The 14155-nt window shown below is 36.6% G+C and carries 12 protein-coding genes; 5 read left to right on the forward strand and 7 right to left on the reverse strand.

The window, feature by feature from the left end; all coding sequences use genetic code 11:
- The first annotated feature begins 5 nt into the window (after nucleotides 1-5).
- Complete coding sequence (gene ahpF, locus FH036_RS16880; RefSeq protein WP_000599492.1) at nucleotides 6-1532, forward strand: alkyl hydroperoxide reductase subunit F; 1527 nt, start codon at nucleotides 6-8, stop codon at nucleotides 1530-1532.
- A 51-nt stretch (nucleotides 1533-1583) separates the two neighbouring features.
- Here ahpF and FH036_RS16885 read toward each other — a convergent pair whose 3' ends face one another.
- From FH036_RS16885 to FH036_RS16895, 3 genes are all read right to left on the reverse strand, one after another.
- Entirely contained in the window at nucleotides 1584-2330 is a 747-nt protein-coding gene (locus tag FH036_RS16885; RefSeq protein ID WP_139896018.1) for a hypothetical protein, read from the reverse strand.
- 3 nt (nucleotides 2331-2333) lie between these two features.
- Nucleotides 2334-2942 carry an SAM-dependent methyltransferase gene (locus FH036_RS16890; protein WP_001005640.1) on the reverse strand — a complete coding sequence of 203 codons (609 nt, stop codon included), beginning with the start codon at nucleotides 2940-2942 and terminating at the stop codon, nucleotides 2334-2336.
- Between the two features lie 233 nt (nucleotides 2943-3175).
- Nucleotides 3176-4291: a M20 peptidase aminoacylase family protein gene (locus FH036_RS16895; RefSeq protein WP_000853516.1), complete on the reverse strand. Its 1116-nt coding sequence runs from the start codon at nucleotides 4289-4291 to the stop codon at nucleotides 3176-3178.
- Nucleotides 4292-4584: 293 nt separating this feature from the next.
- Between FH036_RS16895 and nhaC the strand changes: the two genes are divergently transcribed.
- A complete protein-coding gene (gene nhaC / locus FH036_RS16900; protein ID WP_000711543.1) occupies nucleotides 4585-6006 on the forward strand; it encodes a Na+/H+ antiporter NhaC in 1422 nt (473 codons plus the stop codon).
- On the opposite strand, the gene FH036_RS16905 is transcribed toward nhaC, so the two are convergent.
- A complete protein-coding gene (locus FH036_RS16905) occupies nucleotides 5995-7266 on the reverse strand; it encodes a hypothetical protein (RefSeq protein ID WP_000972829.1) in 1272 nt (423 codons plus the stop codon). The two genes, nhaC and FH036_RS16905, sit on opposite strands and share 12 nt — an antisense overlap.
- Before the next feature lie 92 nt (nucleotides 7267-7358).
- Here FH036_RS16905 and FH036_RS16910 point away from each other — a divergent pair, with 92 nt between their 5' ends.
- The gene (locus tag FH036_RS16910) at nucleotides 7359-8468 is read left to right on the forward strand and encodes a mandelate racemase/muconate lactonizing enzyme family protein (RefSeq protein ID WP_138322535.1); all 1110 of its coding nucleotides are present in this window, start codon (nucleotides 7359-7361) and stop codon (nucleotides 8466-8468) included.
- 14 nt (nucleotides 8469-8482) lie between these two features.
- A complete protein-coding gene (locus tag FH036_RS16915; protein ID WP_138322536.1) occupies nucleotides 8483-9178 on the forward strand; it encodes a GNAT family N-acetyltransferase in 696 nt (231 codons plus the stop codon).
- Between the two features lie 201 nt (nucleotides 9179-9379).
- Here FH036_RS16915 and FH036_RS16925 read toward each other — a convergent pair whose 3' ends face one another.
- Nucleotides 9380-10087, reverse strand: a complete 708-nt coding sequence (locus FH036_RS16925; protein WP_070805118.1) for a M48 family metallopeptidase — start codon at nucleotides 10085-10087, stop codon at nucleotides 9380-9382.
- 94 nt (nucleotides 10088-10181) lie between these two features.
- Nucleotides 10182-10700 carry a YehS family protein gene (locus FH036_RS16930; protein WP_001251709.1) on the reverse strand — a complete coding sequence of 173 codons (519 nt, stop codon included), beginning with the start codon at nucleotides 10698-10700 and terminating at the stop codon, nucleotides 10182-10184.
- Between the two features lie 230 nt (nucleotides 10701-10930).
- Here FH036_RS16930 and FH036_RS16935 point away from each other — a divergent pair, with 230 nt between their 5' ends.
- Complete coding sequence (locus tag FH036_RS16935) at nucleotides 10931-11842, forward strand: endonuclease NucS domain-containing protein (RefSeq protein ID WP_070805117.1); 912 nt, start codon at nucleotides 10931-10933, stop codon at nucleotides 11840-11842.
- A 102-nt stretch (nucleotides 11843-11944) separates the two neighbouring features.
- Here FH036_RS16935 and FH036_RS16940 read toward each other — a convergent pair whose 3' ends face one another.
- On the reverse strand, nucleotides 11945-13963 hold the full coding sequence (locus FH036_RS16940; RefSeq protein WP_138322538.1) for a GAF domain-containing sensor histidine kinase: 2019 nt from the start codon (nucleotides 13961-13963) through the stop codon (nucleotides 11945-11947).
- Nucleotides 13964-14155 lie beyond the last annotated feature (192 nt).

The following is a 14155-nucleotide window of genomic DNA, read 5'->3' on the forward strand; positions in this document are numbered from 1 at the left end:
TCAAAATGATACTAGATGCAGATATAAAAACACAACTATCCCAATATCTTCAATTAATGGAGAACGATATTTTACTTAAAGTAAGCGCAGGAGACGATGACGTATCTAAAGATATGTTAGCTCTAGTAGACGAATTAGCTACTATGTCATCTAAGATTACAGTAGAAAAAGTTGAATTAGAGAGAACACCAAGCTTTAGCGTAAACCGCCCTGGTGAAGACACTGGTGTCGTATTCGCTGGTATTCCATTAGGACACGAATTTACTTCATTAGTGTTAGCTTTACTACAAGTAAGTGGACGCGCTCCAAAAGTTGAACAAAAATTAATCGATCAAATTAAAAACATTCAAGGCGAATATCATTTTGAATCTTATATCAGCCTAAGTTGTCATAACTGTCCTGATGTTGTACAAGCTCTTAACGTAATGAGCGTTCTTAACTCTGGTATTACACATACTATGATTGATGGCGCTGCATTCAAAGAGGAAGTAGAAAGCAAAGACATCATGGCAGTACCAACAGTTTTCCTAAACGGCGAATCTTTCGGCAGCGGTCGTATGACACTTGAAGAAATTTTAGCTAAAATGGGTAACGGTCCAGATGCATCAGAGCTTTCTGATAAAGATCCATACGATGTTCTTGTTGTTGGTGGCGGCCCTGCTGGTGCAAGTGCAGCAATTTATGCAGCACGTAAAGGAATCCGCACTGGTATCGTTGCTGAGCGCTTCGGTGGTCAAGTAATGGATACTATGGGCATTGAGAACTTCATCAGCGTAAAACGCACTGAAGGTCCTAAGCTAGTGGCAAGTCTTGAAGAGCACGTTAAAGAATACGACATCGATGTAATGAATCTACAACGTGCGAAACGTTTAGAGAAAAAAGAACTTATTGAAGTGGAACTTGAAAACGGCGCTATTCTGAAAAGTAAGAGCGTAATCGTTTCAACAGGTGCTCGCTGGCGTAATGTTGGCGTACCAGGTGAAGCTGAGTTCAAAAATAAAGGTGTAGCATACTGCCCACACTGTGACGGTCCATTATTCACTGGAAAAGACGTAGCAGTTATCGGTGGAGGTAACTCTGGTATTGAAGCAGCTATCGACTTAGCTGGTATTGTTAAGCACGTAACTGTTCTTGAATTCATGCCAGAATTAAAAGCTGATGCTGTATTACAAGAACGTCTTAACAGCTTACCAAACGTAACTGTTCTGAAAAACGTTCAAACAAAAGAAATTACTGGTACTGATAAAGTAAACGGTATTTCTTACATCGATCGTGAAACTGAAGAAGTTCATCACGTTGAATTACAAGGTGTATTCGTACAAATCGGTCTTGTTCCAAACACAGACTGGTTAGGCGAAACAGTTGAACGCGTTCGCGGTGAAATCGTAACAGACAAGCACGGCGCTACAAACGTACCAGGAGTGTTTGCTGCAGGTGACTGTACAAATAATCCGTACAAACAAATCATCATCTCTATGGGTTCAGGTGCAAACGCAGCTTTAGGTGCATTTGATTACTTAATCCGTAACTAATATAGACGTGAGTAAAAGACGCATTACCAATTAGGTAATGCGTCTTTTTTATTACAATGTATCTACGTAGTCGTCAAAATCCTTCCAACATAGTATTGTATACGGCGACCCTATATCCAATACTACTTTTACATCCTCTGCCACTACTTTGATTCTTTTTAATGTGCTGTCTCTTTTTCCGGCCGGATAAATAGCAATTTTTACAACTTCCTGTTTTCCACCCTCATAAATCTTTATTTTCAATTCTAATTGGTCTATTTCTTCTTTTGAAGGAATCTCTTTTCCTTCCCAATCACACATTTCGAACAGAGGGTATCGATCTCCATGCCATTCCTCAACAATCTCAATGACTTTAAGGATAATATAATTCCCTGATGCTAATTCATAACTAACAGCATCACCTGCTTTTAAAGAAGTATTAGCTATAAATCTCTTCGGTACTTTTTTCGCTTCTGGCTGCGGAGAATTTAACTGTTCTCTTAATTTATTTAAAACTACTTCACGTTTCTTCTGTAATTTAGGTTCTTCTTCCCAGCGAGCTAAATCTGTACCACTCTCTATTATTTGCAATGCCTCCTGCTTAACATTCTCTTGAAGTCTCCCTAACCTCCATTGTATGGAAGCAAATACTAACCAAAAGGCAATAGTTTCTTCATCATCTAATTCATTCTTGTACTCCTCAATTACAATCCTACTTGCTTCCTCATTTGAATATTCATTTGCTAACAAATCCTTATATAGTAACTTAATATCTTCAGCAATATCGTCTGATAATATTGCTACTCCCCAAGCACCCATACATTAACACTCCAATCTATACACTAAAAACCTCTCATTCCCATTCTTCTCATAAGCCCCAGGCAATCTTACTTCCCTCTTCAGCTCAAACGCAGTCTGATTTTCTAAGAAGAAAATATAGTCCTCAGAAGGATAATATAAAATAATATCCACTTCTCTCCCCGTTTCTTCTACAGAAAGTAAAATGTTATTTACTACGTTCATAAATACTTGTACAGAAAATGGGTTGAAGAAATAAAATCGGTTATCACGTGGATCAATCTCATATTCCTGCGCTAAACAGCATTCAAACCCAATTTTATCTTTACTGTTTCTTACCTTGCGTGCATAACGATCAAGATTATCCAACGCTTCTTTATAAAACTCTTCACTCATTTCAATTCCAACTGCTGAAGCACCACATTTATGATGCATATAAAAGTTTAATCGCCCTTTTCCGCACCCAAAGTCTACAATTCGGTCGCTACTTCGTATTTCATATTGATTCAATAACTCATCTAACCCGCTATACGGTGTCGGTTCATAGCGATGATAATGCATAGACTTGTTAAACCCTTTTTGCTCACCGACTGTTTTTATATGTAAAACTGCATCGTAATATTGTTCGTTCATTCGTCTTCTCCTATTAGAAAATGGTACTTATTATTATACACCATGTACTGGAGGCTCATTTTTCATCAAATTAATAGGTACGTGAAATTATATTAACGGTTTTCTTAATATATCTATCGTAACTTCAAATATATCAACGATTTTCTCAATATATCTATCATAACTCAAAATATATCAACGGTTTTTCAAATATATCGATTTGCCGACAATTCACGCCAAAAAACAGGAGCTCTCTAGCCCCTGTCTTCTAACACTTTCAATACAGTTTGTTTCAATATTTCTACCCCATCCATAATACAACTATGATCAAACCTCATATACGGATGGTGTAATCCAGGTTGTAGGTCTGCTCCTAGTCCAAGCATGACAGCTTTTAAATGTGGTCTTTTCACTGTATAGTAATGGAAATCATCGCTTCCTGTCGTATAGAGAGGCCCTGTGCATCTCTCTTCCCCATACACTTCGAGAATACCTTTACGCATAAAGCGCTCAGCTTCTTCGGAAACCTCTGCTCCTGGTGCAAGATCCATCCATTCGTATGAAGTTTTTGATCCCATCGATGCAGCTGATTCTATTACATGCTCAATCTTTTTCTTTAATTCTTCTAATAGTATATTACTCTCTGCTCTTACATCTAAACTGAAATGACCATTTCCCGGAATGATATTTAAATTATCACCACCAGCTTGGCATCTCGTCATTTTTACTGAATAAGAACTTTGCGGTGGCAGCCAAATATTTTTCAAACCGATATTAATCATGGAAATGACATCAATTGCATTCACACCTTGGTGTGGTCTTGCACCGTGTGCATCCTCCCCATGAATCATACCCTCTAAAAACCCTGCTGCTCCATGACGAATAGATGGGGCTGCTTGTTTCAAAGATAGTTCTTCAATTGGTCTTAGATGGACGCCAAATAAGAAATCGGCATCATCTACAGCACCTTTCTCCACCATCTTCAAAGCACCATTACCCTTCTCTTCTGCCGGTTGAAAAATAAATCTAACCGTACCACTTTTCCATCTCATATTTTTCAATTGTAAAATAAGCCCCATTACAATGGTCATATGAGCATCATGGCCACATGAATGGTTCGCTTTAAATTCTCCATTTACTTCTTGCCAAAGTGCATCCATATCAGCACGAATCGCAATAACTGGATTCCCGCCTCCAATCTCAGCAATTACACCTGGACAATCATCAAATGTTCTATATGAAATTCCTTCTTCTTTTAAAAAGTCAGTAATATATGCTGTCGTTTCATATTCTTTCCAACTTACTTCAGGGTTTTCGTGTAAATGCTGAAAAATCTCCGTTAAGCGCTCTTGTAGTTCTAATGTTTTCAACGTTCCAGTCTCCTTCCCACATTACAAACGATTCGGATTAATTATACTTATGAAAAACAGATGTTTTTATGAACATATTGAATTTTAAGAAAAAAGTCAATTATTTATTTTTAAATACTTAAAAAGCTTACTTCTCACCTATATTACAAACTAAACAAACAACTAGAACATTCGTTATTTTCTGTTTTTTATGTTGACGCTTACATAAACTTTTAGTTATCATAACCTAATAAACGTCTATTTTACGACAATTCTAAAAATACAAACAAACATACATAACAAGGAGGACATTTATGAAAAAAGAAATACCTTTTGGTGTAGCCATGATCCCTATTATCATTACAGTTGCAGTTATGATGGTTACAATTGTTGTATTAAAACAAAGCCCTCACGTCCCACTTATTATCGGTACAACCGTTGCTTCCATCGTCGCTTGGCGTTACGGTTACAAATGGAACGACATTGAAGAAGCAATGTATAAAGGAATTCGCCTCGCATTACCCGCTATCGTTATCATTATCCTAGTAGGTTTAACGATCGGTGCTTGGATTGGTGGTGGAATCGTCGCAACAATGATTTATTACGGTTTAAATCTATTAACTCCATCACTATTTTTAGTTTCAATTACAATTATTTGTTCTATTGTTGCATTAGCTATTGGTAGCTCTTGGTCTACAATGGGAACAATTGGTGTTGCAGGAATGGGCATTGGCCTTAGTATGGGAATCCCAGCTCCAATGGTTGCCGGTGCTATCATTTCCGGTTCTTATTTCGGCGATAAAATGTCACCGCTTTCAGACACAACAAACTTAGCCGCAGGATTAACAAATACAGATTTATTCACACATATTCGTCATATGTTATTTACTACAATTCCAGGTTTAATTATTACTCTTATCGTTTATGCGTTCTTAGGAAGAAGCTTCGGTGCTAACAATATTGATGCCAAAAGTATCGAGCAAACATTACAAGTATTGCAGCAAAACTTTGTTATCTCACCTTTCCTATTAATCATACCTGTAGTTGTTATGGTATTGGTTGCTAAAAAAGTTCCTGCCATACCAGCCATTCTCGTCGGTATTATTTTAGGATTTTTATCACAAGTCTTTATTCAAGGTGGTTCTGTCTCCGCATCTGTCGGTGCACTCCAAGCTGGATTTGTTATAGACACTGGAAACAAGCTAGTAGACGAACTATTTAACCGCGGTGGCTTAGATTCGATGATGAATACAGTCTCTATGACAATTGTCGCTATGACTTTCGGAGGAGTATTAGAACATACAGGTATTCTTCGCTCCATTGTAAATCAAATTTTAAAATTAGCGACATCAGCAAAAGGGCTTATCGCTTCTACTATCGCATCTTGCTTTGCAACAAACCTTACTTGCTCTGAACAATATATTTCAATTGTCGTCCCTTCAAGAATGTACGCAAATGCATACACGGAAAAAGGACTACATTCAAAAAACTTATCCAGAGCATTAGAAGATGGTGGAACATTAACTTCTGTCTTTGTTCCTTGGAATACGTGCGGTGTATTTATTCTCGCAACACTTGGCGTAGGTGCATTTGAATATGCCCCTTATGCTATTTTGAATTTCATTGTACCTATTATCTCAATCATTTACGGTATAACTGGTCTCACAATTACAAAACTATCAGACATTGAAAAAGCAGAACTACTAAAGAAACAAAAAGCTCAACTAGAAGCTTAAAAATAGCGGTAAATTCAGTTCATATAGTGCGCGAGGTCGCCCTTGTTGATAGGGCATTTCCTCGCCGCAAATATGAGCATACCCGTAATCAACTAATTTCTTTAACAACCTTTCTGTCGATCTTCGAGTCACTTGTAAGTACTCAGAAAGGTCAGCTGCTGTAAACTTCAATGACGGATGCGATTGACTAAATTGAATAATTTTTGACAAGTTGGCCGGACTAAGCTTCGTTTCCTTCGCTATTTTCATTAGTTCCGGATTATCATTTTTCAAACTTTGTACTCTCTGTTCTTTCGGGAACGGACCAAATAAATCTTTATCACTTGTTAGTATATAAAAACAACGATCTATTGGATTATTCTTTGCAAAACTTTGAGCAATTTTTGCATTTTGCTCCGCTTCTTTCACAGTTTTTCCGTAACCAAATCCAATAGCTATCGTTCCTTCTATACTCGCAAATAAATTATTTATTATATTTGTTTTTATAATGGATTCGATATCACCACGAGTTGTATACAAAATGCATGTCATTTCATCCACTTGTTTAAATGAACCACGTAGTTCTTTTGAAATGACATCTAGTTTTTCAAGCAAATTCGTTCGTAATTCTAAGGAAGAAATAATACAAGCACCAACAGTAGCTGAATAGCTTTTTGCTAACTCAGCTTTTATTTTTGCACCTTTTAACCCATGTATAATGGACTGTGTTGGATCAATCATTCGCTCTGAAGGAACACCTAGTTTTTGAAGCTCGTCGTAAACAGCGTGAATACTAGTTAAAGCTAAATGAGCCTCTCCAGATTGATATTTAGCTACATGAAAATCAATAACTCTATTTATTTCATCTTTACTCCACAGCATATTTTCATAATCAAACACTTGTGGACTTTCTTTTATACCGATATCATGGAACACATTTGTAATAAACGAGCGGTCTACTAAATCGATAGAAATGTTATGTGGTTGAATACTTTGATGATACATGATAGAAAGAATGGAAGATGCGACAGTTGTCTCGTCTTGCTGTAAGTACGTACTTGGAATTCGTAATTGTTCTCTTATTTCTTTTGCCATATAATAAGGTAAAGCACCTGAGAAAAAGATGACATCACAAGGCTTTAAACGCTTTAATAGTTCAGAAGATTCTGCCGGATGAAGGTAAATATATGGATCAATCTCTATTTCTTCTAGTTTATGAGCAATAGGTAAAATTGTCTCCATAAACTCTTTTGAACCGACAACTGCAATTTTTATCATCATTTCTCTAACTCCTTATCATTAATTAACGACTATTTAACGTCAACTATATCAAATGTACAAAACCATTGTAAACAGGAAGGGGTCTCTACCTAATGAAAATTACAGCTATTCATCTTTATGCAATTCGTTTACCGCTTCGCGATCCGTTTGTTATTAGTTACGGTTCTTATTCTGATATGCCTTCTATTATTGTCAAAATGGAAACAGACGAAGGCATTATCGGTTATGGTGAAGGCGTCGCTGATGATCACGTTACAGGTGAATCGTGGGAAAGTACTTTCCATACTTTAAAGCATACACTAGCTCCTGCTCTTATCGGGCAAAATCCAATGAATATCGAGAAAATACACGATATGATGGATAATACAATTTACGGTGTTCCTACTGCAAAAGCTGCAATAGATATTGCTTGTTTCGATATAATGGGTAAAAAATTAAATCAACCTGTATATCAATTAATTGGCGGACGATATCATGAGGAATTTCCTGTCACTCACGTCTTAAGTATCGCCGAACCTGAAGCCATGGCAAAAGAAGCTGCTTCCATGATTCAAAAAGGTTACCAATCTTTCAAAATGAAAGTCGGTACAAATGTAAAAGAAGATGTAAAAAGAATTGAAGCGGTACGTGAACGTGTAGGAAATGATATTGCGATTCGTGTTGATGTAAACCAAGGTTGGAAAAATAGCGCCAACACATTAACAGCACTTCGTTCATTAGGTCATTTAAACATCGACTGGATTGAACAGCCTGTCATTGCAGACGATATTGACGCAATGGCTCACATTCGTTCGAAAACAGACCTTCCGCTTATGATTGATGAAGGATTAAAAGGTTCTCGTGAAATGCGCCAAATCATTAAATTAGACGCGGCTGATAAAGTAAATATAAAACTAATGAAATGCGGTGGCATATATCCCGCTGTAAAACTCGCTCACCAAGCAGAAATGGTCGGCATCGAATGCCAAGTTGGATCCATGGTCGAATCATCCGTTGCCTCTTCCGCAGGATTCCATGTCGCTTTCTCGAAAAAAATCATTACGAGCGTCGAGCTAACAGGTCCATTAAAGTTCACGAAAGACATCGGAAACTTACATTACGACGTACCATTTATTCGCTTAAACGAACAGCCAGGACTCGGCATTGAAATAAATGAGGATATCCTGCAAGAACTCACCGTCTTTCAAGACGTTGTACGCTAAAGGAGGACTAACGCATGACAGTTCTATACGAAGGCAGATTAAAACAAAATAACGAGCTATTTCACGTTACATTACTCACAATAGAGAACATCGAACAAATCTTATCGCTACAAAACGTTGTAATTGAGACGCTAGAGGATAAAAGTCGCTTACAACCACTATCGTTAGAAGAATTTCAATACATTCTAGAAGGAAACGGCATGATGATCGGTGCTTTTATCGAAAACGAACTCATCGCATTTCGCGCCCTACTCGTCCCTCCTATCGACGATGAACATTTAGGACTTGATATCGGCTTACCAGAAAGTGAACTACACCGCGTCATCTATCAAGAAATCTCAAACGTTCACCCGAACTGCCGAGGTAATGGGATGCAAAAAATATTAGCGACAGTCATCATGGACGAATTACAAAAAGAAAACAGCAAATATGATTATGTGTGCTGCACCGTTGCACCTTTTAACATTCCAAGCTTAAAAGATAAGTTCTCACAAGGGATGGAGATTGCTGCGCTGAAGGAAAAGTATGGTGGGAGTCTGCGGTATGTTTTTGTGAAGGAATTGCGTGGGGACAAGGAAAGAGATTGGACGGAGATTAAGAGTGTTCCGATGAGTGATGCTGTTGGACAGCAGGCTTTGCTTTCGGATGGTTATCGCGGGTATGAAATGGAGAAAGTGGACGGAGATTTTGTTGTGAAGTTTGGACGATAATTGCTACGCCAGAAAAAAAGGAGATGTCTGCTGTGACATCTCCTTTTGCTTTCTCTTCATTGAACATATCGATTGCAACTTCAAATATATCAGCGATTTTTGAAATATATCGGCGCAACTCCAAATATATCAGCGATTTCCAAAATATATCGACTTACCGACAAAGATTGACAATAATCGCACCCTATACAAAGCGTAACACTAAACCGTCATCTTCCAACTAGATAACGCTAACCAATTTTCCATTTCCTTATAATCAGGCATTATTTTCCCGACAAGACGCCAAAAAGATCGATCATGATTTAAATGAACCATATGACACATTTCATGGACAACTACATAATCAATTACTCGCTGTGGTGCCATCGCTAGTTTCCAATTGAATGTTAGCTGTAAATTTGAATCGCAAGTGCCCCATGTTCGGCTACTATCTGTAATACGAATAGAACGTGGTTTTGTTTTAAAGTTACTTTGATGCGCTTTAATACTCTTCTCTACTAATGACTTACACTGCTTATAGTAAAATCGTTTTAAAGCTTGCTGTATTTTCTCATCTTTAAGATCTTTCACATAAATATGTAGCTTATCCCCTTCAAACACTGCATTGTCTTGCGTAATATTTGTATCTTGAGAAATTTGTATCGGATACGTACTTCCTAAATACAAAAAGCCTTCTCCTTGATCATAATCCTTTTCCTGTGGTCCACGCGCTCGCTCCGCCATTTCCTTACGTGTTGTCTGAATCCAATCCCACTTCTCTTCTAGCAACTGGATTAAGTATTCAACAGGGGTCCCTTTCGGCGCCTGTACTTCCACATTTCCGTAAGAATCTACCAAAAAACGCACCGATCTTTTCTTTTTATAAGTTATATGAAAATTAATTGTCTCACCTAAATATGTATGTACCATTTCATCACCTAACGTATTATTTTACATATAAAAAAGAGTAGGATACGAACACCCTACTCTACCTATTATATCATTTACCGCTTTAACGGAATCATTATCCTCTATACTTTACAGCTAATCCTTTAATGAAATTCCTTGCGTATCTATCGCCGCACTCTTTGTAATTTTTATGGCCTTTTTTTCTTAATAGAGCGCCTAGTTCTCCCTTAGTCACCGTAACGCCTACGCTATCTAATATATCAAGTACATCCTCACTCGTTAAAGATAGTGCTATTTTCATTTTCTTTAGAAGAAGGTTATTCGCACTTTCTTTGCTTTGTACAGGTGCCGGTTGCCCTGGTTTCGGATCTTGCTTACCTCTTTTTAAAGTAATAAATCCATTTAAAAATGCCTCTAACATCATCATATCGCATGTTTTTACGTACTCATCTTCTTCCACATCAGGGTTTTCAGGTTCGTGCTGAGGCGCTCTCTTTATTTTTGTAAGCATATCAACTACGTCTTCTTTCGTTACTTCCATTCCGCCAAGTTTAAAAATTTCTACCATATCTATATCTTTTATATCTAAAGCATATCTTACTCTTTTTAATATATCGTTGTTGCTCATTGCCATTGGGTTTCCTCCTGAAATGTTGATTATCATAATGCTTGTAGCATGTGTAAATGAATGTCGTCAAATTACTACTTTAACATTTTAGGAGGTGGTTTTGTAGTCTTAGGTGGATTAATGCTTGTGGAGATGATTTTAAAACAGCAACATATGCTGATTAGGCGCTTAAAATTATCCATTTAAAACCAATTGGATTATAATGATACTAGAGTTTATATGGGAGGGAATCAATAGTGAATTATCTAATTGGTTATAAAGATGCTGAACGAAATTTCGGACATGAGGACCCGATGCTAACAGAATATACATATGGAGAGTCAGGGGCTAATACCGACAAACTCCAAAAAGTACAAAAGGGAGATTTTCTATTCTTTCATAAAACAATACATAACAAGCGATATATAACCGCATATTATCTGGTCGAAGAAGTCGTGCTTGTAAAAGATATCAAACAGAATCGTTTAATCATAAATAAATATGATAATCCCCACCTAAAGAAAGAGATACAACAACTGACACCAAGTGAATGTATTGCGTTTGGAAACCCTATTCAATCTAAAGTCCTTCAAGTTCCTTTGGAAATTACGCCTGAATTATTGAGTAAATTATCTAGGCCTGCAAACCTTAATCCTAATCAATCTTTATTAAGTGCAATTTCTTCTGCTCTTCGTACTTGGAAAGAATTGAATACATCTGATATCAATTTATTACTAGATTTAATTGAGCAAAATGAGTCCAAGGGTAGACTTACTAATAGAGTTTTAACCGCTGAAGAAGTATTTCAAATCTTAGAAAGAGATATCGAGAAATTTATTATTTCTAACCCTTCAATACTTGATGTAAACTATACAATTGAAAAATCCCAACATATCTTCTCAGATGAATCACGTTTAGATTTGTTATTAAGAGATACTACTAATAACGAATTTATTGTAGTAGAAATTAAGAAAGGACCTATTGATAGAAACGCTTTAAATCAAATTAAACATTATATTAAACTATGTAAAAAAGAATTAAAATTAAATACTGTAAAAGGTATTTTAGTTGGTAGTGGGATAGCACCTTCCTTTGAGGATGATATTAATAAAGCAAAACAGGATGGGATAACCGTGCGAAATTACGGTTGGGGATTTACTATTAATTAACACACTTAAAAATGGACAAATCTAATATAGGTTTGTCCATTTTTTATACTACTCAAATATAAATATTTTTGGTACAGTTCAACAAAACTAATCTAAATAAGATTAGTTTCCATTATCTTGATAATTGAATTTAACAAAAAAGGTAGTGCCTTCCGATCCTGTTTGAATTTCTATTTTTGCATTATGACGGGTAGCAATGGCATAACATACGCCTAATCCCAATCCAGTTCCATTATCTTTGGTTGTGTAAAATGGAGTCCCCAGTTTCTCTAATACTTCAGGGCTGATACCTTTCCCTTCATCCCGCACTGCAAGCACCACACAATTTTGCCCTTCCTTATAGGTGCTAATAGTTAGAGTTTTCCCTGTACTCATCGCTTCTAAGCCATTACGGTATAGGTTCATTAATAATTGCCGTATCTCATTACGATTTAAAAGTAATACTGGAACGTCATTTGTATCGACTTGAATATATTTATTTTGATTATGCGTATCTATCTTTATTAAAGGAATAATATCGTAGATAATCGAATTTAAATCTAACATCTGTAAATCTGATTTCTTTGTATTACCTATTGAGAGAAATTCAGTAATAATAGAATTGACACGATCAAGTTCTTCAACCATTAAATTAAAGTACTTACTATGTTTCTCATAGTTGTTCTCTTCTTTTAATAACTGCAAAAATCCTCGTACTGTTGTCATTGGATTTCTAATCTCGTGGCTGATACCTGCTGCCATTTGCCCTATTAACTCTATGTTGGATAACCTTTTCAATTCCTGCTCATATTGCTTTTTTTCTGTTATGTTTTTACAAATACAACAAATACCATCATCATACGGATATGCAATAACTTCATGCCAATATTCATCAGAGGTAGAAAAAAATTCAAAATGGACTGTAGTTCGCTCTGACATTACACGATGAAGCTCCTTATATATAACTGTATCTACGCTACTTGGGAAGACCTCCCATATATTCTTACCTAATACGTCTTTTACTGTTTTTCTTTGCGGGAAATGTTGATGTTTATTTACATACATAAATTCCCATTTATTATTCAAAGTCAAGAATCCATCCGTAATACTTTCAATCACACTTGTAACTTTTTCATTAGCAGCAGCTAGTTCTCTCGTTCTTTCTTCCACCATGCTTTCAAGTTGATCCATATATAACAAGTTTGAAAACGTAGGAGCTGTGGCATCAACGATAGATTTTGCCAGTTGAATTCGGGAATCATCGTAATTATGAGTTTTTTCCTCTTTGCCAACGACGATTACCCCTAATACTTCTCCCATTGAAACCAATGGAATCATCAGTAAACCCTTACTATCTATATTTTTTGTTCGAATAATCTCTTGAATCTTGGCTTCATAGTTTTTCTCCATCCAATCTGCTTCTATCCAATCACAGCCCGAGCTTAACTTCGTTGTCTTAATCGTTGTTTTGTCTAGCGGATCTAAAAGGTGGGCAGCCATGTTTTTACTCTCTAAAATCTGTCCTAAGTAAAAAAAGCATTTATCAAAACTCTCCTGTATTGAGGAACACATTGATAAATCACGGGTAACATTTAGTAACAGCTGCTTCTCGGCAATAAGATTTTCTTTTTGGGTTAAATTTTTTGCGTTTTGAATGGCGACCGCCGCCATGTTTACATAAGCTTCAACACTTTGAATTTCTGAATCTGTTAAGTTCATTGGAACTCCATAATCAAATAAAAAAACAAGACCAAATAACTCTTGCCCAAATGAGATAGGCAGAGCTAATAAAGACTTAATTTTAAACGCATCGACTGGTCTCGAATCCGGTCGATGATCCTTTGAGGTATCAGGAATATAGATGGTTTTTTTAGTTTCAATAACTTCTTTTGCCAGTAAGTCTACTTCAGGATCAATTACCTGCGTATCGAGCGTTACGCCATTTATGGTCTCTGGTTTTCCTGCAAACCCTCTAAACGTTCCATCTTCTTCAGGTAAATAAATTCCAACAGCGTCACACCTAACAATCTCCTCTGATATCGCCATTGTTACACGCTGCAATACTTCACGTAATTCTAATTTTGTATTTATTATTTTGGTTATATTCGCGAGCCTAGAATATCTCGTCTGATCACTTAACATTTGCATAGCCTCCAATTATAGGCGTAATAAAGTGCAACTTTAATAAGTGAGGGGGGGGTGATTCATCCCCCCACTTATTATCAGCCTGAATCCAACCTAACCTCTTTGCACTAGCAGAATTTTAAGGTGGGAGTTTTACTGCCCGCAAATAGCGGGGTAAAATAAACATGCTAATATCAGTGAACATCAAGA

This window comes from Bacillus sp. CD3-5 (genome assembly GCF_006349665.1).
In the GTDB taxonomy this organism is placed as follows: domain Bacteria; phylum Bacillota; class Bacilli; order Bacillales; family Bacillaceae_G; genus Bacillus_A; species Bacillus_A paranthracis.